Here is a 25,231-nt window from a genome sequence, read left to right on the forward strand (position 1 = left end):
CATGGTGCAGGTCGACCGCGGCGAGCACCTCCGCTCGGGGGAGTGGCTCGAGCTGAACCGCACGTATTGGGAGGAGCGCACCGGCGAGGGTGCGCTCCACCCGGAGCTCGTCACCGCGGCGCTCCTCGACCCCGGTCCGAGGATCCTCCAGCTCGGCTCGGGCGACGGGCTCGACGCGCTCGAGCTCGCCGAGCGCGGCGCCCGCGTGGTGGGCGTCGACTTCTCGATGCCCGCGGTGCGCCGAGCACGCGCCGCCGCCGCGGACAGGGACCTCGCCGGCTCCGCCCGCTTCGTCTGCGCGAACCTCTACGAGCTGCGGCACATGCTGCCGGAGCCCGACTCGTTCGACGTCGTGCTCTGCAGCGCCGGCGTCGTCTCGTGGCTCCCCGACCTGGAGGAGTGGGCGCGGCTGGTGGAGTGGTTCGTCGCCCCCGGCGGCGCGGTGCTCGTCGCCCCGTCGTCGTCCGCTCTCGTCGACGCCGACGTCCGCACCTGGTCGCGAACCTCGTCCGAGCTCGCAGCCGCCCTGACGGCGGTCGGGCTGAGCGTGGACGGGAGCGCCGTGCTGCGCGCCGCCAAGCCCGCCTGAGACCGGAGCCCGCTCCCACCGCCGCGTCGATTTGCACCGGCGCCGGAACGCGTGTAATGTCTCTTCTTGTGCCGCGGGGTGGAGCAGTTCGGTAGCTCGCTGGGCTCATAACCCAGAGGTCGTAGGTTCAAATCCTGCCCCCGCAACAAGAAAGCGAAAGCCGGTCCTGAGAAGGGCCGGCTTTCGTCGTTAACACGGGTCGCGGACGTGCTGCCCGCGGCTGACAGTGGGCGGGCGGAGACCTCAGTCGCCCTCGATCACGCTCAGCACGTTGCCCGCCGGATCGCGGAACCAGCAGATCGTCGGCCCGTGGCCGCGCATCACTCCGTCCGCATCGGTCGGCAGCGACAGGTCGTCGTAGATCGCCGTGGTGACGCCTGCCGCGTGCAGCTCGGCGACCGCCACGTCGACGTCATCCACCGAGAAGTTCAGGATCGTGAACGACGCCGGCTCGTGGTCCGGCTTCGGGTACGCGATCGCGCGGCCTCCGCCCGGCAGCCGGATGTCGAGGATCCCCATCGCGTTCAGCTCGACCTCGAGCCCGAGCACTCCGCCGTAGAAGGCCCGCGCCGCCTCCACGTCGTCCACGCTGAAGCCGCTGAACGCCCTCTCGCTCCGGATCATCGCCGTCCTCCGTCCCGCGGCCGCACCGTCGCGCCCGCTCCGCTCCGGACGCCACTCCGGTCGCCCGTCCGCGTCACCGTCGGATCCGCCCGGCGCCGCCGCCGACTTCGTGCCGGGCTCGCGCGACCCGCATCCGCGGACCGGCCTCCCGACGCTCCGCGCCGACGCGTGTGCCGGACCGGCCCGCACGTTAGGCTCGACCCCGATGCGAGGGGTGCTGCTGTGAGGGACGAACGCGGGGACGACGGCTCGAACGAGGGGCTCGGCGACCGCCCGACCCGGCGGAGCCCGCGGCAGGCGCCGCACGCGCTGCCCGCGGCACGCGTCGCCACTCCGGTCCTCACGCCCGTCCGCCCCGTGCGCCGCCGCCGGGGCCGTGTCTTCCGCGCGACCGTCAGCACGGTCGCCCTCGCCGCCATCGCGGGCCTTGTGGCGGTCTCCGCGCTCCCCGCCTACTCCTTCGACCCGGCACCCGATTCGCAGGCCGCCGTCGAGGCCGCCGCCCGCGTGCAGGCGCTCGGCAACCAGAAGCTCACCGTCGCGCCGACCGCGGTCCAGGAGCAGGTCATCCGCGACTCCTTCACCGCACCGACCCAGGCCCAGCTCGACGAGGCGGCCGCCCAGGCGCGCGCGCTCGCCGCCGCCGAGCAGGCCGCCCGCGACGCCGAGACCGCCCGCCTCGCCCAGGAGGCGCAGGCCGCGGCAGGCACGACCGGCGCGGACGGCGCCGCCGCGGGCAGCGGCCGCACCAGCACCTCGGTCACGCCCCGCGAGGAGGGCGACGACTACCCCTGGCGCGACCAGCTCACCGACGACCAGGGCGGCGGCCTCTCGCCGCTGCGGTACTACTACCGCGAGTGCGTCGACTTCGTCGCCTGGCGGATCAACCGCGACCAGGGCTCGACGAGCGCACCCTTCAAGTGGACCTGGGGCAACATGACCCCGGGCGGAGGCAGCGCCTACGCGTGGGCCGGCCAGTGGGCCTCCCACGGCTGGGTGACCAGCAGCACGCCCGTCCCCGGCGCGGTCGCCTGGTTCACCGGCAACCACGTCGCGTACGTGCAGGCCGTCAACTCCGACGGCACGGTCTCGCTCGAGGAGTACAACTGGGGCAACGACCACGCGTACCACAAGCGCACCATCCCGGCCTCCCAGGTCGCCCTCTTCCTCTACCCGCCGAGCTGATGACCGGCGCCGTCGGCATGGCCGTGGCGCAGTTCGCCCCCTCGACGGACCGGGAGGCGAACATCGCGACGATCGAGCGCCTGGCCCGGATCGCCGCCGAGCGCGGCGCGAGCCTGGTGGTGCTGCCGGAGTACAGCTCCGCCTTCACCGATCCGCTCGGGCCCGAGCTGGTCGCGGCGGGCGAGGCGCTCGACGGCCCGTTCGTCACGGCTCTCGCGGCGCTCGCGCGCGAGCTCCGGATCCACCTCGTGGCGGGCATGGTCGAGGCGGTGGACGGGCGCCGCATCGCGAACACGCTCGTCGCGCTCGACCCCGAGGGCGCGCTCGTGGCCCGCTACCGCAAGCTGCACCTGTACGACGCCTTCGGCCAGACCGAGTCGGAGTGGGTCGCCGCGGGGGAGATCGCCGCACCCGAGACGTTCGAGGTCGGCGGCCTCGTCGTCGGGCTGCAGACCTGCTACGACCTGCGCTTCCCGGAGGTCAGCCGCTGGCTGGTCGACGCCGGGGTCGACGTCATCGCGGCACCGGCCGAGTGGGTGCGCGGCCCGCTCAAGGAGGCGCACTGGCGGACGCTGGTCACCGCCCGCGCGCTCGAGAACACGGTGTACCTCGTCGCAGCCGACCAGACCCCGCCGATCGGGGTCGGCACGAGCATGATCGTCGATCCGATGGGCGTCGAGACCGTCACCCTCGGCGAGGTCGAGGATGTCGCCGTCGCCTGGGTCTCGCGCGAGCGGATCGACGCGGCGCGCGCGAAGAACCCCGCTCTGGCGCTGCGGCGCTTCCGGGTGCTGCCGCTCTGACCGCCGCCCCCGGCCCGACGGCGCCGGGCATCCGACCGCATCCGTTGAGGCCGGCTCCTCAGCGCGCCATGCGGGCGAGGCCCGCGACCGCGGTCTCCAGCACCTCGAACCGCTTGCAGAAGGCGAAGCGGACGAGCGAGCGGTAGGGAGCGGCGTCCTCGGGGCGGCAGAACGCCGACACGGGCACCGCCACCACTCCCGCGAGATCCGGGAGCGCCCGGCAGAGCGCGACCCCGTCGTCGTAGCCGAGCGGTGCCGCGTCCGCGACGACGAAGTAGCCGCCCGAGGAGGGCGCGACGCCGAAGCCCGCAGCAGCCAGGCCCGCCGACAGCAGGTCCTTCTTGGCCGCAAGAGTCTGCGCCGCGCCGGTGAAGAAGGCGTCCGGGAGCCCGAGCCCGAGGGCGACGGCCCCCTGGAACGGCGAGCCGCTGACGTAGGTGAGGAACTGCTTCACGGCGAGGACGGCCGTGATCAGCTCGCGCGGGCCCGTCACCCAGCCGATCTTCCAGCCCGTGGTGCTGAAGGTCTTGCCCGCCGAGGAGACGGACAGCGTCCGCTCGAAGGCTCCGGGAAGGGAGGCCAGCGGGACGTGCGGGGTGTCGAAGCGCAGGTGCTCGTAGACCTCGTCCGTCAGGATCACGGCGTCGTGCCGCTCGGCGAGCCGCACGATCAGCTTGCGGGTCTCGGCCGGGAGGACGGCACCGGTCGGGTTGTGCGGGTCGTTCACCAGGATGACGCGCGTGCGGTCGCTCACTGCGGCGGTCAGCTCGTCGTGGTCGACCGCGAAGGAGGGGCCGCGCAGGAGCACGGTGCGATGGACCCCTCCGGCGAGGGCGATCAGGGCTCCGTAGGCGTCGTAGTGGGGAGTGAAGGTGACGACCTCGTCGCCCGGCTCGAGCAGGGCCAGCAGAGCCGCGGCCAGGGCCTCGGTGGCGCCCGTGGTGACGAGGACCTCGCCGTCGGGGTCGAGGGAGATCCCGGAGAAGCGCAGCCGGTGCGCGGCGATCGCCTCGCGCAGGACGGGGAAGCCGGGACCCGGCGGGTACTGGTTGAGCCCGGACGCGATGGCGTCGCGCGCGGTGTCGAGGATCTCGCGCGGGCCGTCCTCGTCCGGGAAGCCCTGGCCGAGGTTCACCGCTCCGGTGCGCAGGGCGAGCGCGCTCATCTCGCTGAAGACGGTGGCGGCGACCTCGCCACCGGGGCCGAGGAGGCCGGCGCCCGCCGCGGCGCGGGACCAGGATCCGGGAATGCTCACGTGCCCAGTGTGCCCGCTCGAGCAGTCCGGCCGGTTTCATTTCCCGCTCGCAGGCCCGTCATAAGAAACCCCCAGGTACGATCGCCAAGCTATCCCCGCTTGGAAGGAGCAGCACCCATGACCGAGAGTCACGAGGGTCCTCGTCAGCCGGAGGAACCCACCACGCCGACGGAGTCCGGCGCCCGAGAGGCGACCGAGCGCACCCCCGGCGAGAGCTCCGGAGCGTCGTCCTCGACCACCGGGCCCACCGAGCCGATCCACCGGGGCGGAGCGCACCGCGAGAGCGAGAACCCGACCGTCCCCTACCCCTCCTCCTCGGCCCCCCAGCCGCCGTACACGCCGAACGCGACGGCCGGCAACGAGGCGCAGCCCGTCTCCCAGCCCGCCCGCTACGGGCAGTACGCGCCGCCCGCCGCGAACACCCTGCACGGCTCCGAGGAGCCGCCCTCCTCGAGCCCCTTCGGCCCGGGCGCCGAGTACACCCCCGCCCCCACCGCCACGAAGCGCCGAGCCGGAGTGGGCGTCGTCGCGGCGCTCGCCATCGGCGCGGTCGTGGGCGGAGTCGCGGGAGCCGGCGTGTTCGGCCTCTGGTCCGCCTCCAACGGCGGCGGGACCCGCGTGGTCTCCGCCGGCGGCTCGCAGACGATCACGGTCAACAACGCCGAGGACGCGACGACCGCCACCGCGGTCGCCGCCAAGGCCACTCCGAGCGTCGTCACCATCGCGGTGAGCGGCAGCTCGTCCGCCGGCACCGGCTCCGGCATCGTGCTCTCGAAGGACGGCTACGTCCTGACCAACACCCACGTGGTCACCCTCGACGGCGAGATCGCGAACGGCGCCGTCTCGGTCACGACCAGCGACGGCCGGATCTTCGACGCGACCGTCGTCGGCACCGACCCGACCCTCGACCTCGCCGTCATCAAGCTGACCGGCGCGACCGACCTCAGCCCGATGACGTTCGCGGACTCCACCAAGATCAACGTCGGCGACACGGCGGTCGCCATCGGCGCCCCGCTCGGCCTCTCCGGAACCGTGACCGACGGCATCGTCAGCGCGCTCAACCGCAGCATCCAGGTCGCCTCCTCGGCGGCTCCGGACGACTCGGGCGACAGCTCGAGCGGCGGCACCGAGAGCCCGTTCAACTTCGACATCCCGGGCCAGCAGGCGCCGACCCAGGCGAAGAGCACCATCTCGCTGCCCGTCATCCAGACCGACGCGGCGATCAACCCGGGCAACTCCGGCGGCGCGCTGCTCGACAGCGACGGCGAGCTGATCGGCGTGAACGTCGCGATCGCGAGCGCCGGCCAGTCCTCCTCGAGCGGCCAGTCCGGCAACATCGGAGTCGGATTCGCGATCCCCAGCGCGATCGCCGAGCGCATCGCGAAGGAGATCATCGCGAACGGCTCCGCCTCGCACGGCCTGCTCGGCGCGAGCGTCTCCGACTCGACCGCGGACGTCCTCGGCGCCCGCATCGAGGAGGTCTCCGGAGGCGGTGCCGCGCAGGCGGCCGGTCTCGCCAAGGGCGACATCATCACCGCGATCGACAGCACTCCGATCACGAGCGCGTCCGACCTCACCGCGCAGGTCCGCGCGCAGGCCGCGAACGCCGCGGTCGAGCTGACCTACGTCCGCAACGGCCAGAGCTACCAGGCGAAGGCGACGCTCGGCCAGATGGCCGCCGGCTGACCCTCCGCCGCCGCGCACAGCCCCTCGAGGATCCGTCCCCGGGGGGCTGTGCTCCGCCGCCGCGCACAGCCCCTCGAGGATCCGTCCCCGGGGGGCTTTTCCGCGTCCGGGCCCGGCCCGGGGCGCGGTGCTCCCCGCTGGTAGGGTGGTGGATCCCTGCGCCCGCGCTCCTCCCGCACGAACTGGACCCATGCAGCACGAGATCCCGGAAGACGACCTCTCCGACCTGCCCGGCGTCTCCTACGTCATGCCCGTCCTCAACGAGGTCGCCCACGTGCGCGCCGCGGTCGACTCGCTGCTGCACCAGGACTACACCGGCCCCTTCGACGTCGTCCTCGCCGTCGCCCCGAGCATCGACGGCACGGAGGAGCTCGTCGCCGAGCTGAGCGCGGCCGATCCGCGGATCCGGGTCGTGCCGAACGAGGTCGGCTCCACTCCTGCGGGCCTCAACGCCGCGATCCGCGCCTCGCGCCACCCGGTCGTCGTCCGGGTCGACGCGCACTCCGTCCTGCCGCCCGAGTACGCGCGCACGGCGGTCGAGGCGCTGCAGCGCTCCGGAGCGGCGAACGTCGGCGGAGTGATGGCGGCGGAGGGCCTCACCCCGTTCCAGCGCGCGGTCGCCCGGGCCTACGGCTCCCGCATCGGGCTGGGCGGCACACCCCACCACGTGGGAGGCGAGGAGGGCCCGGCCGACACGGTGTACCTCGGCGTCTTCCGCCGCTCCGCCCTCGAGCGCGCCGGCCTGTTCGACGAGCGCTTCAAGCGCGGGCAGGACTGGGAGCTGAACCGGCGGCTGCGCGAGCGCGGCGAGGTCGTCTGGTTCACTCCGCGCCTCACCGTCACCTACCGGCCGCGGCCCTCGATGCGCGCGCTGCTCCGGCAGTTCCTCTCGACCGGGATGTGGCGGGGCGAGCTCACCCGGATGTTCCCGGCCTCGCGGTCGCTGCGCTACTTCGCTCCGCCCGTGCTCGTCGCGATGCTCGCGATCGGGCTGCTCGTCGGGCTGGCGGGAGTCGTCCAGGTGCTCGCCGGAGCTGCGCCCTGGCTCCTGCTCGGGTTCGCGGTGCCCGCCGCCTACCTCCTCCTGGTGGCGGCGGCCACTCTCGTGGTCGCGCGGCCGGACGGCGCGCGTGCGATGCTGTGGTTCGCCGTGGTCATCCCGGCGGTCCACGTGGCCTGGGGGACCGGCTTCGTGCTCGGCTTCGCCGGGCTGACCAGCAACATCTCCGCCCACCGCCACCAGCCGCGGTCCGACTCGCCGAGGGGCGCATGACCACGACGACGAGACCCCGCTCCATCGCCGAGCTGCGCGCCGTCGCGCAGCCCCCGGAGGTGCGCGGCCGCCGCAACGCCGAGCACTGGACGGCGTCGCTCTACCTGCGCCGCTTCTCGCCCTACCTGACCTGGCTGCTGCTGAAGACCTCGATCTCGGCGAACGGCGTCACCGGGCTGATGATCCTGGTCGGCTGGAGCGCGGCGGCAGCCCTCCTGATCCCGGGGATCGCCGGAGCGGCGCTGGCGCTGCTCCTCGGCCAGCTGCAGATGCTGGTGGACTGCTGCGACGGCGAGGTCGCGCGCTGGCGCCGCACGTCCTCGCCGGCGGGCGTGTTCCTCGACAAGGTCGGGCACTACACGACCGAGGCGCTGATCCCGATCGCGCTCGGGCTGCGAGCGGCGGGCGTCCCGTTCGAGGCACTGGCGGACTTCCTCTGGACCACGATCGGCTTCGCCCTGGCCCTGGTGATCGTCCTCAACAAGGCGCTCAACGACATGGTGCACGTGGCGCGCGCGAACGCCGGTCTCACGAAGCTGGCCGACACGAAGGGCGAGGCGGTGCCGTCCTCGTCCGGGCTGGCGGGGCTTCGCCGCGCCGCCCGCTTCCTGCCCTTCCACCGCCTCTACCACTCCGTCGAGCTGACGATGCTGGCCTTCGCGACCGCCCTCGTGGGCCTCGTCGTCGGAGCGGGCACGGCCGACCGGGTCCTCGTCGGGGCGCTGCTGCCGCTCGCCCTCCTCGCCCTGGTCGGCCACTTCGTCGCGATCATGGCGTCCAAGCGTGTCCGCTCCTGAGCCGCGGGTCGGCGTCGTCGTCCTGACGCAGGGGACTCGGCCCGACGACCTCGCCGCGGGGCTGGCCGGCGTCCTCGCGCAGGAGGGCGTCGAGCTGGACGTCGTCTGCGTCGGCAACGGCTGGGAGCCCGACGGCCTGCCCGAGGGAGTGCGCGCCCTGGCGCTCCCCGAGAACCTCGGCATCCCGGCGGGCCGGAACGCCGGAGTCGACGCCGTCGCGGGGGAGTACCTCTTCTTCCTCGACGACGACGCCCGGATCCCGTCCCCCCGCTTCCTCGTCGACGCGGTCGCGCTGCTCGCCTCGAACCGTCGCATCGGCCTGGTGCAGCCCCGCGTCGACAGCACGGACGGCACGCCGAGCCCAAGGCGCTGGATCCCGCGGATCCTCAAGGGCGACCCCCGCCGCTCCGGCCCCGTCTTCTCGGTCTGGGAGGGAGCGGTCGTGCTGCGGCGCGACGTGTTCGCCCGGACGGGCGGCTGGGCGGCTCCGTTCTTCTACGCCCACGAGGGCATCGAGCTGGCCTGGCGGGTCTGGGACACGGGTCGCACCGCCTGGTACGCGGGAGAGCTCGTCGCCCAGCACCCGGTCATCCAGCCGACCCGTCACGCCGACTACTACCGGCTGAACGCGCGCAACCGCGTCTGGCTCGCCCGCCGCAACCTCGCCGCACCTCTGGCGCTCGTCTACGTGGCGTCCTGGACCGCGATCCAGTGCGTCCGCTGGCGTCGCGACCCGGCCGCCCTGCGCGCCTGGTTCGCCGGCTGGCGGGAGGGATGGCGCTCGGATCCGGGCGGCCGGCGCGTCCTCTCGGCCCGCACGGTGCTCCGGATGGCGTTCGCCGGGCGTCCGCCGATCGTCTAGCATCGGGGAATCCGCCCCCGCCGGGGCCCCCGAAAGGACGACGGTGTTCGATTCGACCCAGCTCTCCCCGCCCGAGCGCGCCGAGGCGGAGACGACCCCTGCCGGACCGGACCTCCTCACGGCGGTCCGCGAGCGCCTCGGCGCCGTCGACGACGAGTTCTCCGGCCGCCTCGACGAGCACCTCCCGCGCCTGGTCGATCTGCTCGCCACGGTGTACGCCGGCCGCGAGGACCTCGAGGACCAGCTGGTCGCGATCGTCGAGCTCGCCGCCGCCTCCTGGGAGGAGCGGCCCGAGGAGCTCCGCGCGCTCGACCGCGCCCGCGAGCAGCACCCGACCTGGTTCCTCTCGAACAAGGCTCTGGGCGGGGTCTGCTACGTCGACCGCTACGCGGGCGACCTCGAGGGGCTGCGCGCCGAGATCCCGTACCTCCGCGAGATCGGCCTGAACTACCTGCACCTGATGCCGCTCTTCGATGCGCCCGAGGGCGAGTCGGACGGGGGCTACGCGGTCTCGAGCTACCGGCGCGTGCGGCCGGACCTCGGCGACATGGAGCAGCTCCGCGGGCTGGCCTCCGAGCTGCGCGAGCAGGGCATCGCACTCGTGGTCGACTTCGTCTTCAACCACACCTCGAACGAGCACGAGTGGGCGCAGCGCGCGCTCGCCGGCGAGCAGCGCTTCGAGGACTACTACTGGATCTACCCGGACCGGGAGCAGCCCGACGCCTTCGAGCGCACGACGCGCGAGATCTTCCCGGACGACCATCCCGGCTCCTTCGTGCAGCTGGAGGACGGCCGCTGGGTCTGGGCCACGTTCCACCGCTACCAGTGGGACCTCAACTACTCCAACCCCGAGGTGTTCCGGGCGATGGCGGGAGAGATGCTCTTCCTCGCCAATCAGGGCGTCGACGCCCTGCGGATGGACGCGGTCGCGTTCATCTGGAAGGAGCTCGGCACCACCTGCGAGTCGCAGCCGCAGGCGCACCTGCTGCTGCGCGCGTTCAACGAGGTCTGCCGCCTGGCCGCTCCGGCGCTGCTGTTCAAGTCCGAGGCGATCGTGCACCCCGACGAGGTGATCGAGTACATCGACGTCGAGGAGTGCCAGCTCTCGTACAACCCGCTGCAGATGGCGCTCACCTGGGAGGCGCTCGCCACCCGCGACGTCCGTCTCCTCTCGCAGGCCCTCGAGCGCCGGCACGCCCTCCCCGAGGGCACGGCCTGGGTCAACTACGTGCGCGGGCACGACGACATCGGCTGGACCTTCGCCGACGAGGACGCCGCCGAGCTCGGGATCGACGCGGCCGGCCACCGCCGCTTCCTCAACGACTTCTACACCGACCGGTTCGACGGCACGTTCGCCCGCGGAGTGCCGTTCCAGGAGAACCCGCGCACCGGCGACCGCCGCGTCTCGGGCACCACCGCGTCCCTCGCCGGAGTGGAGGCGGGTGACCCGTACGGGATCGACCGTGTGCTTCTCGCGCACTCGATCGCCCTGAGCACCGGGGGGCTGCCGCTGCTCTACCTCGGCGACGAGGTCGGCCAGCTCAACGACCACGGCTACCTCGACGACCCGACGACGGCCGGCGACTCGCGCTGGGTGAACCGTCCCCGCCGCCCCGCGGAGCGCTACGACGAGCGCGAGGTCCCGGGGACGGCCGCGAGCGAGGTCTTCGGCGGGCTGCTGCACCTCATCGCCGTGCGCAAGGCCGTGCCGATGTTCGCGGGCACCGAGCTGAGCGTCTTCGACCCGGTCAACGACCACGTGCTCGGCTACCAGCGCCCCGGCGACGGGGAGTCGGTGCTCGTGCTCGCGAACGTGTCGGACGAGGTCCAGGAGGTCGCGGCCGAGCGGTTCGGCGGGTTCGCCGCGGAGGCGGTCGACCTGGTCACCGAGATCGCGGTCGACCTGCGCGAGGGCTTCCGTCTCGCTCCGCTGCAGTTCGTCTGGCTGAGGGTGACCCCGGCCTGATCGGCCCGCGCGACGCCCCCGGCGCGGGGGCCGTCGCCGGTACCCTGGGGCGGATGACTCCCGCTCCCCGTGCCCTGATCGCCCGCCTCCGCACCGACGCGCGACTCGCGCGCAAGGTGGGCGGCGAGCTGCTCGCGGCTCGCCGGGCCCGCCACGCGGTGACCCGGCTGCTCGCGGAGCGCGGGCCGCTGCCCGAGGGCCGGTTCGAGATCGGAGTCTACTTCGCCGACGGCGACATCAACCTGTACCAGCTGCGGCAGTGGTACCGGCCGCTGGCCGAGCTGGCGGAGACGCACCCGGTCGTGCTGCTCAGCCGCAACGCCGGCGCCGCGGAGGTGCTGCTGCGCGAGAGCCCGGTCCCCGTCGCCTACGTCCGCTCCGTCGCCGACCTCGAGAGCACCATCGCGAGCCAGCCGCTGCGGATCGTGCTCTACGTCAACCAGAACGCCCGCAACTTCCAGATGATGCGCTACGGGCGCCGCTGGCACGTCTTCGTCAATCACGGCGAGAGCGACAAGATGTACATGACGACGAACCAGTTCAAGGCGTACGACTACAGCATGATCGCCGGGGACGCCGCCCTCGCCCGGCTGCGCCGCGTGCTCTGGGACTACGACTTCGACAGGCGCGCCCTCGCCATCGGCCGTCCTCAGGCGGACCACTTCGCCGGCGCCGTGCCGTTCACGCCCGACGAGCGCCGCGTGGTGCTCTACGCGCCGACCTGGGAGGGCGACCGCCCCGCCGCGGGCTACGGCTCGATCCGGAGCCACGGCACGGCCCTCGTGCGCGGGCTCCTGGCCGACCCGCGGTTCCGGCTCGTCTACCGCCCGCATCCCCGCAGCGGCGCGGTCGACTCCGACTACGCCGCGGCCGACCGGGCGATCGTCGCGATGATCGCCGCCGCCAACGCGGCCGATCCGCGCGCCGGTCACGTGCACGACACCGGTGCCGAGCTCGGCTGGCAGCTCGCCGCCGCCGACCTCGCGATCCTCGACGTGTCGGCGATGGTCTACGATCGGCTGGCCACGGGGCGCCCGCTGCTGGTCACCCGGCCCGTCAGCGCCGAGGCCGAGGTCGACGAGAGCGGCTACCTCGGCGACGCGGAGTGGCTGCACGCCGAGGACGCCTCCGCGATCATCGCGCGGATCGACAGCGCCGAGCACGATCCGGAGTCGGTCGAGCGGCTGGAGCGCTGGGTGCACCGCTACTTCGGCGACACGTCGCCCGGAGCGGCCACGCGGCGCTTCCACGAGGCGATCGAGCACCTGCTCACCGAGTGGGAGCGGCACGCCGCTCTGCACCGGGGCGACGGCGCGGTCGACGACCACGATCCGGAGGGCTGAGCGGGCGGGAGCACCGCTCGAACGGCCGCGTCAAGGGTGGGCCGGTCGCCGGGCGGCCTCCCGGTGCCCCGCTACGCTCGTCCCATGATGACCCCGCGCGCCTTCGCCCGCTCCCGCCGGCGCCGGTCGGCACCCGCCCAGCCCGCGGTCGAGCCGGACATCGTGGTCTCCGCCGACCCGGAGAAGCCGGTCTTCACGATCCGCTCCTTCCGCATCGGCCTGTTCGGCGCGCTCGGCGTGCTGGTGGCGCTCGTCCTGGGCGGCCTCGTCGTGCAGCTGGGCACGGTGCTGACCTACATCTTCGTGGCGCTGTTCTTCGCGCTCGGCCTCGATCCGCTGGTCTCCTGGCTCGAGAGCAAGCGCCTGCCGAGGCCGCTCGCGATCACGGCGGTCTTCGCCGCGGTGGTGCTGATCTTCGCCGGCCTGCTGGTCTACATCATCCCGATCCTGGTCGAGCAGCTGACGATGTTCGTCACGAGCGCCCCGCAGATCGTCACCGACATCGCCTCGCAGCAGTGGGTGCTCGACCTCGAGCAGCAGCTGCGCGGCGTGATCGACATCGACGAGCTGATCGAGAGCGTCCAGAGCTTCATCGGCAACCCCAACAACCTGCTCTCGCTCGGCGGCGGACTGATCGCGGTCGGGACCGGGATCGCCAGCGGCGTGACCGGCGCCGTCATCGTGCTGATCCTGACGCTGTACTTCCTCGCGTCGCTGCGCTCGATGAAGGCCGTCGCCTACCGCTTCGCCCCCGCCTCGCACCGCGCGAAGGCGCACGAGGTCGGCGACGAGATCACCGGCGCCGTGGGCCGCTACGTGGTCGGCCAGGTCTCGCTCGCCGGCGTGAACGGCGTGCTCACGTTCATCCTGCTGCTCTCGATCGGCGCCCCGGTGCCGGCGCTGCTGGCCTGCGTCGCGTTCCTCGGCTCCCTGATCCCGCTGGTCGGCACGCTCTCGGGCGCCGTGATCATCTCGCTCGCCTGCCTCCTGGCCTCGCCGCTGACCGCGCTGGTCGCTGCGATCTACTACCTCGTCTACATGCAGGTCGAGGCGTACCTCCTCAGCCCCCGCATCATGAACAAGGCCGTCTCGGTCCCCGGTGCGGTCGTCGTGATCGCGGCGGTGGCGGGCGGCACCATCGCGGGCGTGCTCGGCGCCCTGGTCGCGATCCCGGTCGCGGCCTCGGTGATCATCGTCGTGCAGAAGGTCGTCTTCCCCCGTCAGGACGCCAAGTAGCGGACCGCACCGCGACGGCCGGTCCGCTCATCGCCAGGGCGGCACCGCGCCGTCGACCGCAGCGCTGAAGCGGCGGACCGACTCCGGGACCGCGACGCCCTCCTCCGCCGGCACCGGCGCGAGCGTGCGGGTGACCAGCGGCACGACGCCCGCCCAGACCCCGGCCTCCGGCTCGTCGCCGGCTCCGTGCGCGCGCACCTTCAGGCTCGCCTCGGCCAGGGGGAGGCGCAGCACCAGCGTGGCCGCGATCTCGCGGGCGGAGCTCGCTCGCACCTCCTCGTCGCGCCCCGGGAGGAGACGTGCCACCAGCAGATCGAGGGCCCGCGCCTTCTCCTCGCCCTCCAGCGCCTCGGCCCGGCCGATCACCATCGCCGAGCGGTAGTTCATCGAGCTGTCGAAGGTGGAGCGGGCGACGACCAGTCCGTCGACCAGCGTGACCGAGGCGGTGAGGAGCGAGTGCCGCGCCGCCTCCCGCAGCAGTCCTCCGCCGCTCGACCCGTGCAGCAGGAGGGAGTCGCCGTCGCGGGCGAAGAGGATCGGCAGCACGATCGCGGCGCCGTCCCGCACGACGGCGACGTGGGCGACGAGCGCCTCGTCGAGCAGGGCGTGCAGCTCGGCGGGATCGGTGCGCTGGCGGTCGCGGAGACGGGAGACGCGGGTGCGGTCGGTGACGGGGAGGCTGTCCATGTCGGAATCGTCCCGCGCCGACTGGATCTGCCAGGATGCCACTGGGCCGCGATCGGAGTGGTCCAGAGCGGAGCGGTCGATGGCGTCGGGCGATCTGGAGATCCCGCTCCTCCTCGGGCCGTCGCCGCGCGGCTCGGTCCGCGCCGGGCTCGCCGAGGCGCTGCGCCAGGCGGTGCTGGACGGGCGCTACCGGGCGGGCGATCCGATCCCGTCGAGCCGCGTGCTCGCCGAGCGGCTCGGCGTCTCGCGGGGCTCCGTCGTCGCCGCGGTGGACCAGCTGGTGGGGGAGGGCTACCTCGTCGCCCACCCGCGCGCGGCGGTGACGGTCGCCTCCGACGGACTGCTGGCGCCGGCGCCGCAGGAGCCGCGGCCGGAGTCCGGGGAGACCGTCGTCCCGCCCGCCGCGGCGGACCTGCGGCCCGGCAGGCCGGACACCCGCGCCCTCGACACCCCGGAGTGGCGGGCCGCCTGGCGCCTGGCGCTCGTCTCGCCGCCCTCGGCGCCTCCTCGGGGTTCCGGGGACCCGGCCCTGCGGGAGCAGATCGCCGAGCAGCTGCGCCGGTCCCGCGGCGTCGACGTGCAGGCGTCGTACGTAGTGGTGACCGGCGGCACCGCGGGCGCCGTCGCGCTCCTGGCCCGCGCCGCCTCGGCCTCGCTCGGACGCGAGGTGCGCGTGGCCGTCGAGGACCCCGGCTACCCGGCCGTCCGGCGCCGCCTGCGCGCCGACGGGCACGAGGTCGTCGGCGTCCCTGTGTGCGGCGACGGCATCGACCTCGACGCTCTCGCGAGCTCCGGCGCGGACGTGGTCGTCGTCACTCCGTCGCACCAGTACCCGACCGGCGGCAGGCTCGCCCTCGCCGAGCGCCTGGAGCTGGTGCGCCGCGCGTCGGCCGGCCCCCTGCTCGTGGTGGAGGACGACTACGACAGCGAGTTCCGCTACGTCGGCGCCCCGCTGCCCGCGCTCGCCTCGCTCGACTCCGGCGGCGGAGTCGCCCATGTCGGGTCGTTCTCGAAGACCGTCTCGCCGTGGCTCCGCATCGCCTACCTGGCCGTTCCGCGGGCGTCCTGGCTCCGCGGGGCGCTGACCGGCGTCGACGACGAGAAGGACGCCTCCGCCTCGGGTCCGACGCAGGCGGCGCTCGCGCAGTTCATGGCGAGCGGGGCGTTCCGGAGGCATCTCACGCGCTCGAGACGGCGCTACGCCCACCGCCGCGAGCTGGTCCACGCATTCGGGGAGTCGGTACCGTGGGGGCGCGCGAGCGGACTCGACGGGGGTCTGCACGTCGTCCTCTCCCTGCCCGCGCCTCTGGACGCGCACGCCGTCGCGGCCGCGCTGCTCCGGGAGGGACTGCTCGTCGCCACTCTGCACGAGTACGCCCTGTCGGGACGGGCCGCGACCGAGGCGCTGGTCCTCGGCTACGGCCATGTCGGCGACCTCGAGCTCGCTGCGGCGCTGGACCTCGTCGACCGGACCGTCCGCGCGCTCGCCGCCGGGGCCGTCCGTGGTATCCCTGGAGGATGACCCGCGACTCCGCCCTGCACATCACCGACGATCCCGACGCCGACGCGCTGCTCAGCCGCGACCCGCTGGCGCTGCTGATCGGGATGCTCCTCGACCAGCAGGTCGCGATGGAGACGGCCTTCTCCGGGCCCCGCAAGATCGAGGAGCGCCTCGAGGCGGAGGGCGCCTCGTTCGACGCCGCGTCGATCGCGGGCTTCGACGAGGACGCGTTCTCGGAGCTCTGCCGGACTCCGCCCGCGATCCACCGCTACCCGGCGAGCATGGCGGGGCGCGTGCAGGTCCTCTGCCGCGCTCTGGTCGACGACTGGGACGGCGACGCCGCGGCCGTCTGGACGCGGGACGAGCCCGACGGCCGCACGGTCCTCGCGCGTCTGAAGGCGCTGCCCGGCTTCGGCGAGCAGAAGGCGCGGATCTACCTCGCCCTGCTCGGCAAGCAGCGCGGATTCTCGGGGGAGGGCTGGCGCGCGGCCGCGGGCGCCTACGGAGAGGAGGGCGCCTTCCGCTCGGTCGCCGACATCGTCTCGCCGGAGTCGCTGACGAAGGTCCGCGCCACCAAGCAGGCCGCGAAGGCCGCTGCCAAGGCGGAAAAGTAGGGCCGGGGGCGGCGGCCGGATGGATCGAGCGCTCGACGACGGTCCCGGTCGCCGTCTCCGCAGTCGCAGGCCGAGCAGCCCGACCCGATGATCCCCGCCGCCACCGCCCGGCTGCGCTTCCGCGAGATGACCGCCGAGGACCTTCCCGAGATGGCGGATCTTCTCGGCGACCCGGTCGTGATGCGGTACTACCCCGCGCCGAAGGACCGCGAGCAGGCGGCCGCCTGGATCGAGTGGAACCGGCGGAACTACCGCGAGCACGGCTTCGGTCTGTGGATCGTCGAGACCCTCGACGGCGAGTTCGTCGGCGACTGCGGGTTGACCTGGCAGCGCGTCGACGGCGGGATCGAGCTCGAGGTCGGCTACCACGTGCGGGCCGGGCTGCACGGCCGCGGCTACGCCACCGAGGCGGCTGCGGCCTGCCGCGACCTCGCGCTCGCCCACCGCCTCGCGGGACGACTCGTGGCGCTCGTGCACCCGGCCAACGCAGCCTCGAGGCGCGTCGCCGAGAAGACCGGCCTCCGTGTGATCGCCGAGGACCGCGACGGAGGCGGACTCCTCCGCACCGTGCTCGGGATGCCGCTCGTCGGGCCCGGGCGCCGGCCTCGGGAACGCTGACCGAACGCCTCCGACGGCTCCGGACCACGGCGCTCGGCCCGCGCCGAGCAGGATGGTCTGAGCTAGATCCGGTCCTCCAGCGCCGCGATCAGCGCCGCGCGGTCCTCACGGAGGATCGAGGCCCCGCCCCCCGGCACGGTCCGCACCTCGACGCCGCGGCCGGCGAGGACGCCGCTCAGCGAGCCGTGGCCCAGCGGGTCCTCAGGCATCACGGCGAGCGTCGGCACGGGGAACGTCTCGGGGGCCTCGGCCGCACCCCGTGCCGTCAGCCCGCCGGCGGAGTCCTGCTCCCAGAGCGCGTGGGCCGACACGTCGAGCTCGATCTGCTCGTCCGTCCAGATCGGGTGGCGGTGGCGGAGGGAGTCTGCGTCGCCCTTCTCGACGTGCGCGACCGAGCCGCCGCGGTGGAGCGCGCTCGTCAGTCCTCGGGCGTCCGAGAACGCGGGGTCGAGCAGGACGAGCCGGGCGGCGCCGTACTCGGGGGCGAGCCGGGTGGCGACGACGGCGCCGAGGCCGTGGCCGATGACAAGGTCGGGGGTCTGCAGCACCGAGGCGCGGACGTCCGACGCCCAGTGCTCCGGCGAGTACACGGGCGATGCCGGCGAGCCGCCGTGACCGGCGAGATCGGGGGCCACCACGCGGTAGCCGTGCTCGTGCAGCGTCGGGACCAGGGCGTACCAGATCCGGGAGTCGGAGCCGAGGCCGTGGAGGAGGAGCGCCGTCCGCTCGCCCGTTCCGCCGTAGTCGCGGACGAACAGCGCCAGCGGCTCGGCCGGCGCGGCGGCCAGCGCCTTCCGCTCGGCACGGGTCGGCTCGAGCACGAGGGTGTTGCCGAACGCCTGCGGTGCCGGCCCGAACGCGTCGCGCGCGCTCTGGATCACCTTGCGGCCGAGCATCGCGTTGCCGACGCCGCCCAGTGCCGCTCCGATCCCGAACGGCATCGCCCGGCCGACCAGGCCCGCGCCCTGCTGGGCGAGGAAGTGCTTGGCGAAGGACTTCTTCGCGCGGTCCGCCAGCTCGCCCACGAGGAAGGACGGCAGGCCCTTCGTGACCACGGAGCCCCAGTACTGGTTGAGGCCGCTGCCCCCGCCGACGGCCTGCCCGGCCACCTGGCGCACCATCTCGCTGCCGGAGGAGCCCATCATCAGCGTGAGCACGAGGGCCCGCGCGCGGTCCGGGTCCTCGAGCGGGATCCCGTGCACCTCCGTCACCGACTGCGCGAAGAGCGCGCTCGCCTCCAGGAACCCCGCCGCTCCCGCGCCGGAGAGAGCCACCGAGGCGGCCGTGCCGATGCCGGGGACGACGGCGGTCGCCCCGATCGCCGCGCCTCCCGCGGCCACGCTCGAGAGGTACTGCCGCTCGAGCGACGTGATGATCTGCTCCGGAGTCGCCCCGGGACGCCGGCGCCGCAGCAGGCGGATGTTCGCCAGCACGGCCGGGCGCTGCACCGCGAGGAGCCGGTCGAGCAGCTTCGCCAGCTGCGCGTTCTCGGAGCCGTCGGCCTGCTCCACCTCGCCGGCCCTCTCCACGGCGCGCTCGCGCTTGCGGTCCTTCTGGGCCATGTCGTGCACTCCTGCGTCCTCGGGCGCCGCGTGCGGGAGGGGTCAGTCGTCGGAGACGGTGCCCTGGACGGGCGGGCCCTCGGCCGGCGCCGTGCTGCTCCGCGGTGTCGGCGCGTAGTCCTCAGCGTAACGCGCGAGCACCTCCTCGATCGGCGCGTCCAGCACCAGGCGGCCCTTGTCCAGGTAGAGGCCGCGCGTGCAGAAGCGGCGGAGGTAGCGCTCGTTGTGCGAGACGAAGAAGAGGGTGCGGCCGGAGGCGAGCAGCTCCTCGATCCGCGCGTAGCACTTCTCGCGGAACGCCCTGTCGCCGACCGCGAGCACCTCGTCCACCAGGATGATCGGCTCCTCGAGCCGCGACACGACGGAGAAGGCGATCCGCACCTTCATCCCGCTCGAGAGGTGCTTGTAGGGGGTGTCGAGGAAGTCGCCGATCTCGGCGAACTCGATGATCGAGTCGAAGCGCGCGTCGACCTCGCGCTTGGACATCCCGTGGAGACCCGCGGTCAGGTAGACGTTCTCGCGGACGCTCAGGTCGGCCACGAAGCCGCCGGTGATCTCGATGAGCGGAGCGACGCCACCGCGCACCTCCACCGCGCCCTCGTCCGGCAGCACGACGCCGGCGACGAGCTTGAGCAGCGTCGACTTGCCCTGACCGTTCCGGCCGACGACACCGATGGCCTCGCCCGCCCGCACCTGCACGTCGAGCCCGCGGAGCACCCAGAACTCGCCGGGCCGCGAGCGGCGGGAGCGGCCGGCGAAGAGGTCCTTGAAGGAGCGGCGGCCCCGCCGGTTGCGGCGGAAGCGGATCCCGAGGCCGCGGCACTCGATGACCACCGGGGCGTCGGCCATCACAGCTCCTTCAGCACCGCGCGCTCGGAGCGGCGGAAGACGACGAGGCCCAGCGCCAGCACGAGCACCGAGATGCCCGCGGAGGCGAGGATGAGCGGGACGTCGAGCTCGCTCTCGAAGAACGCGGAGCGGTAAAGGGCGAAGATCCCGCTGAGCGGGTTGAGCGCCGCGAGCGGCCGGATCTGCTCCGGCAGGTTGGCCGTGGAGTAGATGATCGGCGACGCGTAGAAGAGGAACCGGAGCACGAGCTTCACGGCCCGCTCCAGATCTCGGAAGAACACCACGAGCGGGGCCACCAGCAGACCCACGCCGAGCGTGAGCACCGCCTGCAGCAGGATCGCCACGGGGAACAGCAGCGCCGCCCAGGTCAGGTGCGCGCCGGCGATCACGGCGAAGAGCACCAGCACCGGCAGGCTCGCCACGAACTCGATGCCCTTCGAGAGCACGATCCGCCCGACCCAGATGGTCCGCGGGATCGACGTCGACCGCACCAGCTTCGCCTCGCGGAGGAACGCGCGGGTCGCGTCGGAGGTCGCCTGGTTGAACCACATCCACGGCAGCAGGCCTGCGAGCAGGAAGACGATGTACGGGTCCTCGCCGACGGTCCGCTGGAAGACGACGGTGAAGACGAAGAAGTAGATGCCCGACATCACGAGCGGGTCGAGAACCGACCAGACGTAGCCGAGCGCGCTCGTGGCGTACCGGACGGTGAGGTCGCGCCTGGTGAGCAGCCAGAGGGAGTGGCGGTAGCGCCAGGCCCGGGAGCGCCGGTGGCGCAGGGCCGTCTCGGTCGCGAGGGTGTCGGCCGTGCTCACTGCGCGACTCCTCCCGTCGGCTCCGCTCGAGCCGGGGGAGGAGCCGGGAGCGTCAGACGAAGAGGTTCGCGCGCTCGAGGTCCTCGGCGAAGTCCACCTCGACGGCGTAGAGGTCGGAGATGTCCATCGGCTCGACGAGCAGGCGGTCCTGCTCGATCGCCAACTCTATGCCACGCTCGAAGTAGTCCTGGGCGTCGACCCGGGCGAGCTGGCGCACCAGCGCGGCCTTGTCGGAGGCGGACACGTAGTTGATCCCGACCGCCTCGCCGAGGCCGCCGCGCACCGTCTTGGAGAGCTCCTGGATGAAGCCCTCGGCGCTCGTCGTGTACTTGACCTCCTCGTCCGACACCTTCGAGGTGTTGACGGTGACGAAGGAGACGTCCTTCGCGATCAGCGCGGCCGCCCGGTCGAGGATGCGCGGGTCGAAGACGACGTCGCCGTTCATCCACAGCACGCCGCCCTGCCCGCTCGCCTGCAGCGCGCGGAGGAGGCTCTTGGAGGTGTTGGTCTGGTCGTACTGCTCGTTGTAGACGAACGTCGCCGAGGGGAAGGCCTCGATGATGTGCTCGAGCTTGTAGCCGACGACGATGCTCACCGGGACCTTCGTGCCGAAGGCGTGGTGGATGTTGTCGAACTGCTGCTGCATGATCGTGCGCCCGTCGCTGAGCGGCGTGAGCGGCTTGGGGAGGGAGCGGCCGAGCCGGCTGCCCATCCCTGCGGCGAGGATGACGACGGTGGCAGGGCTGCTGCTCGTCGAACCTGTGTGCATCATCGTGTGTTCTCCTCGAATTAACCGCTGCGTCTCGATCTGGTCGACTCCTCGGGTAGAGACCTAGTGTACAGTTCACGCCCCCCGGGGCCAGGGTGGTTGACCTCTCGCCGTGTCGCCGGGTGTCGGCGCGGGCGCCGGGGGCCCGCGGGCGAGTTGGTACCGTAGCCGGATGACGTCCGTGACGAACGCCGAGCCCGCTGAGGGTGCCGCGGATCCGGACGGCGCCTCGCCCGTCGTCTTCGAGCTGCACCAGCTGACCCGGACCTTCGGGAGGACGGTGGCGGTCGACCGCATCGACCTGGCCGTCCGCGCGGGGACCTTCTACGGGATCATCGGCCCGAACGGCGCGGGCAAGACCACCACGCTCTCGATGATGACGGGCCTTCTTCGACCCGACACCGGCCGCGTCCTCGTGCACGGCGTCGACGTCTGGAAGGACCCGTCGGCCGCGAAGCCGCTGATCGGGGTCCTGCCCGACCGCCTCCGGCTGTTCGACCGGCTCACCGGCGCCCAGTTCCTCGCCTACTCCGCCGCGCTGCGCGGCATCGACCTCGCCACGGCGAAGCAGCGCACGGTCGAGCTGGCCGAGGCGCTCGGCCTCTCCGACGCGCTGGAGCGCCTGATCTCGGACTACTCCGCGGGGATGGCGAAGAAGGTCGCCCTCGCGGCGGCGATGATCCACGCCCCGCGCGTGCTGGTCCTCGACGAGCCGTTCGAGTCGGTGGACCCGGTCTCCTCGGCCGCCGTGATCACCGTGCTGCGCCGCTTCGTCGAGGGCGGGGGCACCGTCGTCCTCTCCAGCCACGGGCTCGACTTCATCGAGCGCGTCTGCGACGACGTGGCCGTGATCGTCGGCGGGCGCGTGCTCGCCTCCGGGACGGTCGCGGAGGTCGCCGGCACCGCGACGCTGGAGGAGCGCTTCCTCGAGCTCGCGGGCGGCAAGCAGATCGCCGAGGGGCTGCAGTGGCTGCACGACTTCTCCGGCTGAGGATCGACGTCCTCCTGGGCGCGTTCCGCTCCGGGCCCGCGCGCTCGGCCGGCGCCGTCCTGGGCGTGCTCGTGGTCGTCGCGGTGACGGCCCTGCTGATCGGGGCGATCGGCGCTCTGCGCTCCTCGGACGCGGCGGCGGGCGCTCTCGTGACCGCCGGCGGACTCGTCTCCGTCGGCTTCCTGGTGCTGCCCTTCCTGCTCGGCCCGCTCGACCCGATGGATCCGCGCGCGTTCCGCCTCTTCGGCCTTCCGCCGCTCCGCCTCGCCGGGGCGCTCGCCCTGGCCGGCCTCGTCTCGGTCCCCACGCTCGCCCTGCTGGTGGTCGGGCTCGCGTGCGCGCCGCTCGTCCCGGGCGCAGGCGCCTTCGCCGTGGTCGGCCCGCTCCTCGCGGTGGCGACGGCCTCGCTGTTCGCGCGGATCGGCCTCGCCGCCTCCGCCGCCCTCGTCCCCTCCCGGACCGCCCGCGAGCTGCTGGCCGTCCTCGGCCTGGTGCTGATGCTGGGCGGTCCCGCAGCCCTCGGCGCCGCCGCGCTGGTCGACACGGGGGACACCCCGGTGCTCGAGCGCTGGGGCGCGGCGATGGGGGCCACTCCGTTCGGCGCGGCGTGGATGATCGCCCCGGCCGCCCGGACCGGCGACGCGCTCGGCCCGCTCCTGCTGGCCCTGGCGACGCTCGTCGCGGCGGGCGCGCTCTGGTGGCTCGTCGTCCGCCTGCTGACGGAGCGCCCCGAGCGCACGCACCGGCCGCCGCGCGGCCTCCGGCTGGGCTGGTTCGACGTCCTCGGCTCGACCCGGACCGGCGCGATCGCGGCGCGCAGCATCACCTACTGGCTCCGGGATCCGCGCTACCAGGCGTCGCTCGTCGCCGTGCCGGTGCTGCCGGTCGCAGCCCTGCTGCTGCTCGCGGTCGTCGGCGTCCCCTTCCCGCTGCTCTCGCTGCTCCCGGTCCCGCTGATCGCGCTGTTCCTCGGCTGGTTCCTGCACAACGACGTCGCCTACGACGGATCGGCGTTCTGGCTCCACGTGGCCGCGGGCGTCCGCGGCTGGTCGGACCGGCTCGGCCGCGCCTTCCCGACCCTCCTGCTCGGCGTGCCGGTCGTCGTGCTCGGCTCGCTGATCAGCAGCGCGACCTCGGGGCTCCCCGATGCGCTGCCCGTCGTGCTCGCGGTGAACACCTGCCTCCTGCTCGTCCCCGCCGGCGTCGCCAGCGCCGTCTCGGCACGGCTCGCCTATCCGGCTCCGCGCCCGGGCGACAGCGCGTTCACGCAGCCCCAGGCCCCCGGAGCCAGTGGCGCCGGTCCGCAGTCCCTCGCGTTCGGCCTGGGGCTGCTCCTCTCGGCTCCGGCCGTGGTGCTCGGCGTCCGGGCCCTGTTCGTCGACCCGGAGGCGGCGGGTGACGCCGTGCTCGTCGGCTTCGGCAGCGCCGTGGTCGTCTTCGCCCTCGGCGTGCTCCTCGGCGGCCGGCTGTTCGAGCGCCGCGCGACCGAGCTGGTCGCGTTCACCAGCCGCTACTAGCGCCGCCCGATCCGGAGCGCACGGCCGCGGGCCCGGGCTCCGCGCGTAGGATCGTCGGCATGATTCCGCGCGTCCAGAACAGCAGCACCGACCCCCTCGAGGGAGGCGGAGGAACCGCCACGCTCGACCGCGAGCTCGAGGAGCTCCTCAACCAGGAGTCCATCGAGCCGGGCGACCACGAGCGCTTCTCCCACTACGTGCCGAAGGACAAGATCCTCGAGAGCGCCATCACCGGCAAGCCGGTCCGCGCGCTCTGCGGCAAGAAGTGGCTCCCGGGCCGCGACCCGGAGAAGTTCCCGGTGTGCCCGGCCTGCAAGGAGATCTACGCGAAGATGAAGTGAGCTCCCGCCCCGCTCACTCGTAGCGGGTCGGGATGACGGGCTCGCCGCGGCCGAGCCGGAGCGCGTCGATCGGCAGCTCGAGGACCGCGTTCGCGTGGTGCGCGCGGGCTGCCGCCACTCCCTCGATGCCGAGGTGCTCGGGACGGATCGTCCCGTCCTCGATCAGGGGGACGAGCAGCGCCCGCTCGTCCTCGCCGACGGCGCCCTCGGGGCCGGCGCCCACGTGCACGACCTCGGCCTCGGCGACCCCGTCGTCGGAGAGCAGACGGCCGGCGGCCTTCCGCCCGCCGATCGACGCCTTCGAGACCGACTTCTTCGCCACCGCGACCCATTCGCCCGCGTCGTCCTCGTGCGCGACCAGCTTGTAGACCATGCCCGCGGTCGGGTGGCCCGAGCCCGTCGCCACCGAGGTGCCGACGCCGTAGGAGTCGACCGGTGAGGCCGCGAGCGCGGCGATCCCGTACTCGTCGAGGTCGTTGGTGACGGTGATGCGCGTGCCGGTCGCGCCGAGCGCGTCCAGCTGCTGCCGGACGGCGGCCACCTGCTGGGGGAGGTCGCCGGAGTCGATGCGCACGGCGCCGAGGCCGGTGCCGGCGACGCGGACCGCCAGGTCGACGGCGGCCGTCACGTCGTAGGTGTCCACCAGGAGGGTCGTGCCGGGGCCGAGCGCGGCGACCTGCGCGCGGAAGGCCTCCTCCTCCGAGTCGTGGAGGAGCGTGAAGGAGTGCGCGGAGGTGCCCATCGTGGGCACACCGAAGCTGCGGCCCGCCTCCAGGTTCGAGGAGGCGCCGAATCCGGCGATGTAGGCGGCGCGAGCCGCGGCGACGGCGGACCGCTCACCGGCGCGGCGCGAGCCCATCTCGGCGAGCGGTCGCCCGTCGGCGGCCGAGACCATCCGCGCGGCGGCGCTCGCCACGGCGCTGTCGTGGTTGAGGACGCTGAGCACCAGGGTCTCCAGCAGCACGCCGTCGGCGAAGGGCGCCTCGACGATGAGCACGGGGGAGCCCGGGAGGTAGACCTCGCCCTCGCGGTAGCCCCAGACGTCGCCCCGGAAGCGGTAGTCGGCGAGCCAGTCCAGCGTGCGGGAGTCGACGACGCGGTTCCCGCGGAGCCAGGACAGCTCGTCGTCGCCGAAGCGGAACCGCGAGATCAGCTCGAGGAGCCGGCCGGTGCCCGCGAGCACGCCGTAGCGGCGTCCCGGCGGGAGGCTCCGGGCGAACACCTCGAACATGCAGCGGCGGTCGGCGGTGCCGCTGCCGAGGGCGCCCTCGACCATCGTGAGCTCGTACCGGTCGGTGAGGAAGGCCGTGGAGTCCATCCGCTCAGTGTTCCACGGCCGCCCCCGCGC

Annotated in this window: 24 protein-coding genes and 1 tRNA gene; 17 read left to right on the plus strand and 8 right to left on the minus strand. The window is 73.5% G+C overall.

Going from position 1 to position 25,231, the window contains the following annotated elements; all coding sequences use genetic code 11:
- Position 1 precedes the first annotated feature (1 nt).
- Both C5C99_RS04370 and C5C99_RS04375 read left to right on the plus strand, forming a co-directional pair.
- Positions 2-589 carry a bifunctional 2-polyprenyl-6-hydroxyphenol methylase/3-demethylubiquinol 3-O-methyltransferase UbiG gene (locus C5C99_RS04370; protein ID WP_104339652.1) on the plus strand — a complete coding sequence of 196 codons (588 nt, stop codon included), beginning with the start codon at positions 2-4 and terminating at the stop codon, positions 587-589.
- Positions 590-661: 72 nt separating this feature from the next.
- Positions 662-735 (plus strand) — tRNA-Met (locus tag C5C99_RS04375).
- Between the two features lie 97 nt (positions 736-832).
- Here the strand turns inward: C5C99_RS04375 and C5C99_RS04380 are convergent.
- A complete protein-coding gene (locus C5C99_RS04380) occupies positions 833-1,213 on the minus strand; it encodes a VOC family protein (RefSeq protein ID WP_104339653.1) in 381 nt (126 codons plus the stop codon).
- Between the two features lie 222 nt (positions 1,214-1,435).
- Here C5C99_RS04380 and C5C99_RS04385 point away from each other — a divergent pair, with 222 nt between their 5' ends.
- Positions 1,436-2,398 carry a CHAP domain-containing protein gene (locus tag C5C99_RS04385; RefSeq protein ID WP_146085464.1) on the plus strand — a complete coding sequence of 321 codons (963 nt, stop codon included), beginning with the start codon at positions 1,436-1,438 and terminating at the stop codon, positions 2,396-2,398.
- Entirely contained in the window at positions 2,398-3,201 is an 804-nt protein-coding gene (locus C5C99_RS04390) for a carbon-nitrogen hydrolase family protein (RefSeq protein ID WP_104339655.1), read from the plus strand. Before C5C99_RS04385 ends, C5C99_RS04390 begins: the two co-directional genes overlap by 1 nt.
- Before the next feature lie 58 nt (positions 3,202-3,259).
- Here the strand turns inward: C5C99_RS04390 and C5C99_RS04395 are convergent, their stop codons facing one another.
- A complete protein-coding gene (locus tag C5C99_RS04395) occupies positions 3,260-4,456 on the minus strand; it encodes an aminotransferase class I/II-fold pyridoxal phosphate-dependent enzyme (RefSeq protein ID WP_104339656.1) in 1,197 nt (398 codons plus the stop codon).
- Positions 4,457-4,573: 117 nt separating this feature from the next.
- Here C5C99_RS04395 and C5C99_RS04400 point away from each other — a divergent pair, with 117 nt between their 5' ends.
- The 7 genes from C5C99_RS04400 to C5C99_RS04430 all read left to right on the plus strand — a co-directional run bounded on the left by C5C99_RS04400 (position 4,574) and on the right by C5C99_RS04430 (position 13,619).
- On the plus strand, positions 4,574-6,142 hold the full coding sequence (locus C5C99_RS04400; RefSeq protein ID WP_104272714.1) for a S1C family serine protease: 1,569 nt from the start codon (positions 4,574-4,576) through the stop codon (positions 6,140-6,142).
- A 190-nt stretch (positions 6,143-6,332) separates the two neighbouring features.
- Positions 6,333-7,415 (plus strand): glycosyltransferase family 2 protein, encoded by a 1,083-nt coding sequence (locus C5C99_RS04405; RefSeq protein WP_181074536.1) that lies wholly within the window; start codon positions 6,333-6,335, stop codon positions 7,413-7,415.
- The gene (locus C5C99_RS04410; RefSeq protein ID WP_104339657.1) at positions 7,412-8,212 is read left to right on the plus strand and encodes a CDP-alcohol phosphatidyltransferase family protein; all 801 of its coding nucleotides are present in this window, start codon (positions 7,412-7,414) and stop codon (positions 8,210-8,212) included. Before C5C99_RS04405 ends, C5C99_RS04410 begins: the two co-directional genes overlap by 4 nt.
- Positions 8,199-9,074 (plus strand): glycosyltransferase family 2 protein, encoded by an 876-nt coding sequence (locus C5C99_RS04415; RefSeq protein ID WP_104339658.1) that lies wholly within the window; start codon positions 8,199-8,201, stop codon positions 9,072-9,074. Before C5C99_RS04410 ends, C5C99_RS04415 begins: the two co-directional genes overlap by 14 nt.
- Positions 9,075-9,117: 43 nt before the next feature.
- The gene (locus tag C5C99_RS04420) at positions 9,118-11,040 is read left to right on the plus strand and encodes an amylosucrase (RefSeq protein ID WP_104339659.1); all 1,923 of its coding nucleotides are present in this window, start codon (positions 9,118-9,120) and stop codon (positions 11,038-11,040) included.
- A 53-nt stretch (positions 11,041-11,093) separates the two neighbouring features.
- A complete protein-coding gene (locus C5C99_RS04425) occupies positions 11,094-12,383 on the plus strand; it encodes a hypothetical protein (protein ID WP_244229610.1) in 1,290 nt (429 codons plus the stop codon).
- A gap of 84 nt (positions 12,384-12,467) precedes the next feature.
- Positions 12,468-13,619, plus strand: a complete 1,152-nt coding sequence (locus tag C5C99_RS04430) for an AI-2E family transporter (RefSeq protein WP_244229611.1) — start codon at positions 12,468-12,470, stop codon at positions 13,617-13,619.
- A gap of 27 nt (positions 13,620-13,646) precedes the next feature.
- Here C5C99_RS04430 and C5C99_RS04435 read toward each other — a convergent pair whose 3' ends face one another.
- Positions 13,647-14,306: a pyridoxamine 5'-phosphate oxidase family protein gene (locus C5C99_RS04435; protein WP_104338269.1), complete on the minus strand. Its 660-nt coding sequence runs from the start codon at positions 14,304-14,306 to the stop codon at positions 13,647-13,649.
- A 79-nt stretch (positions 14,307-14,385) separates the two neighbouring features.
- On the opposite strand from C5C99_RS04435, the gene C5C99_RS04440 reads away from it, so the two are divergent.
- The 3 genes from C5C99_RS04440 to C5C99_RS04450 all read left to right on the plus strand — a co-directional run bounded on the left by C5C99_RS04440 (position 14,386) and on the right by C5C99_RS04450 (position 17,039).
- Positions 14,386-15,828, plus strand: coding sequence for a PLP-dependent aminotransferase family protein (locus C5C99_RS04440; protein WP_181074537.1), 1,443 nt, complete (start codon positions 14,386-14,388; stop codon positions 15,826-15,828).
- Positions 15,825-16,421, plus strand: a complete 597-nt coding sequence (locus C5C99_RS04445) for an HhH-GPD-type base excision DNA repair protein (protein ID WP_104339661.1) — start codon at positions 15,825-15,827, stop codon at positions 16,419-16,421. Before C5C99_RS04440 ends, C5C99_RS04445 begins: the two co-directional genes overlap by 4 nt.
- Before the next feature lie 87 nt (positions 16,422-16,508).
- On the plus strand, positions 16,509-17,039 hold the full coding sequence (locus tag C5C99_RS04450) for a GNAT family N-acetyltransferase (RefSeq protein WP_104339662.1): 531 nt from the start codon (positions 16,509-16,511) through the stop codon (positions 17,037-17,039).
- Between the two features lie 62 nt (positions 17,040-17,101).
- Here the strand turns inward: C5C99_RS04450 and C5C99_RS04455 are convergent, their stop codons facing one another.
- From C5C99_RS04455 to C5C99_RS04470, 4 genes are read right to left on the minus strand one after another with little or no spacing between them, the layout of a single operon-like run.
- Positions 17,102-18,601, minus strand: coding sequence for an alpha/beta fold hydrolase (locus C5C99_RS04455; protein ID WP_104339663.1), 1,500 nt, complete (start codon positions 18,599-18,601; stop codon positions 17,102-17,104).
- Between the two features lie 42 nt (positions 18,602-18,643).
- Positions 18,644-19,450 (minus strand): ABC transporter ATP-binding protein, encoded by an 807-nt coding sequence (locus tag C5C99_RS04460; RefSeq protein ID WP_104339664.1) that lies wholly within the window; start codon positions 19,448-19,450, stop codon positions 18,644-18,646.
- Positions 19,450-20,265 (minus strand): ABC transporter permease, encoded by an 816-nt coding sequence (locus C5C99_RS04465; RefSeq protein WP_374953048.1) that lies wholly within the window; start codon positions 20,263-20,265, stop codon positions 19,450-19,452. The genes C5C99_RS04460 and C5C99_RS04465 overlap by 1 nt, the downstream gene beginning before the upstream one ends.
- A gap of 52 nt (positions 20,266-20,317) precedes the next feature.
- Complete coding sequence (locus C5C99_RS04470; protein WP_104226983.1) at positions 20,318-21,034, minus strand: NTP transferase domain-containing protein; 717 nt, start codon at positions 21,032-21,034, stop codon at positions 20,318-20,320.
- 172 nt (positions 21,035-21,206) lie between these two features.
- Between C5C99_RS04470 and C5C99_RS04475 the strand changes: the two genes are divergently transcribed.
- Genes C5C99_RS04475 through C5C99_RS04485 form a run of 3 tightly spaced genes read left to right on the plus strand, consistent with a single transcriptional unit; the run spans position 21,207 to position 23,883 of the window.
- Positions 21,207-22,025 carry an ABC transporter ATP-binding protein gene (locus tag C5C99_RS04475; RefSeq protein ID WP_104223570.1) on the plus strand — a complete coding sequence of 273 codons (819 nt, stop codon included), beginning with the start codon at positions 21,207-21,209 and terminating at the stop codon, positions 22,023-22,025.
- Complete coding sequence (locus C5C99_RS04480) at positions 22,001-23,542, plus strand: ABC transporter permease (protein ID WP_104247836.1); 1,542 nt, start codon at positions 22,001-22,003, stop codon at positions 23,540-23,542. Before C5C99_RS04475 ends, C5C99_RS04480 begins: the two co-directional genes overlap by 25 nt.
- Before the next feature lie 59 nt (positions 23,543-23,601).
- The gene (locus C5C99_RS04485) at positions 23,602-23,883 is read left to right on the plus strand and encodes a DUF3039 domain-containing protein (RefSeq protein ID WP_104223568.1); all 282 of its coding nucleotides are present in this window, start codon (positions 23,602-23,604) and stop codon (positions 23,881-23,883) included.
- A gap of 13 nt (positions 23,884-23,896) precedes the next feature.
- On the opposite strand, the gene C5C99_RS04490 is transcribed toward C5C99_RS04485, so the two are convergent.
- On the minus strand, positions 23,897-25,201 hold the full coding sequence (locus tag C5C99_RS04490) for a nicotinate phosphoribosyltransferase (RefSeq protein WP_104261189.1): 1,305 nt from the start codon (positions 25,199-25,201) through the stop codon (positions 23,897-23,899).
- Between the last annotated feature and the right edge of the window lie 30 nt (positions 25,202-25,231).

This window comes from Rathayibacter sp. AY1C4, from assembly GCF_002932195.1.
Lineage (GTDB): Bacteria > Actinomycetota > Actinomycetes > Actinomycetales > Microbacteriaceae > Rathayibacter.

Excerpts from the sequence above, each read along its gene's own strand:
- C5C99_RS04370 (WP_104339652.1), top strand. The coding sequence starts at position 2 with ATGGTGCAGGTCGACCGCGGCGAGCACCTCCGCTCGGGGGAGTGGCTC.
- C5C99_RS04400 (WP_104272714.1), top strand. The coding sequence starts at position 4,574 with ATGACCGAGAGTCACGAGGGTCCTCGTCAGCCGGAGGAACCCACCACG.
- C5C99_RS04380 (WP_104339653.1), bottom strand. The coding sequence starts at position 1,213 with ATGATCCGGAGCGAGAGGGCGTTCAGCGGCTTCAGCGTGGACGACGTG.
- C5C99_RS04470 (WP_104226983.1), bottom strand. The coding sequence starts at position 21,034 with ATGCACACAGGTTCGACGAGCAGCAGCCCTGCCACCGTCGTCATCCTC.
- C5C99_RS04430 (WP_244229611.1), top strand. The coding sequence starts at position 12,468 with ATGATGACCCCGCGCGCCTTCGCCCGCTCCCGCCGGCGCCGGTCGGCA.
- C5C99_RS04485 (WP_104223568.1), top strand. The coding sequence starts at position 23,602 with ATGATTCCGCGCGTCCAGAACAGCAGCACCGACCCCCTCGAGGGAGGC.
- C5C99_RS04455 (WP_104339663.1), bottom strand. The coding sequence starts at position 18,601 with ATGGCCCAGAAGGACCGCAAGCGCGAGCGCGCCGTGGAGAGGGCCGGC.
- C5C99_RS04445 (WP_104339661.1), top strand. The coding sequence starts at position 15,825 with ATGACCCGCGACTCCGCCCTGCACATCACCGACGATCCCGACGCCGAC.
- C5C99_RS04405 (WP_181074536.1), top strand. The coding sequence starts at position 6,333 with ATGCAGCACGAGATCCCGGAAGACGACCTCTCCGACCTGCCCGGCGTC.
- C5C99_RS04490 (WP_104261189.1), bottom strand. The coding sequence starts at position 25,201 with ATGGACTCCACGGCCTTCCTCACCGACCGGTACGAGCTCACGATGGTC.
- C5C99_RS04440 (WP_181074537.1), top strand. The coding sequence starts at position 14,386 with ATGGCGTCGGGCGATCTGGAGATCCCGCTCCTCCTCGGGCCGTCGCCG.
- C5C99_RS04435 (WP_104338269.1), bottom strand. The coding sequence starts at position 14,306 with ATGGACAGCCTCCCCGTCACCGACCGCACCCGCGTCTCCCGTCTCCGC.
- C5C99_RS04390 (WP_104339655.1), top strand. The coding sequence starts at position 2,398 with ATGACCGGCGCCGTCGGCATGGCCGTGGCGCAGTTCGCCCCCTCGACG.
- C5C99_RS04410 (WP_104339657.1), top strand. The coding sequence starts at position 7,412 with ATGACCACGACGACGAGACCCCGCTCCATCGCCGAGCTGCGCGCCGTC.
- C5C99_RS04425 (WP_244229610.1), top strand. The coding sequence starts at position 11,094 with ATGACTCCCGCTCCCCGTGCCCTGATCGCCCGCCTCCGCACCGACGCG.
- C5C99_RS04475 (WP_104223570.1), top strand. The coding sequence starts at position 21,207 with ATGACGTCCGTGACGAACGCCGAGCCCGCTGAGGGTGCCGCGGATCCG.
- C5C99_RS04460 (WP_104339664.1), bottom strand. The coding sequence starts at position 19,450 with ATGGCCGACGCCCCGGTGGTCATCGAGTGCCGCGGCCTCGGGATCCGC.
- C5C99_RS04450 (WP_104339662.1), top strand. The coding sequence starts at position 16,509 with ATGATCCCCGCCGCCACCGCCCGGCTGCGCTTCCGCGAGATGACCGCC.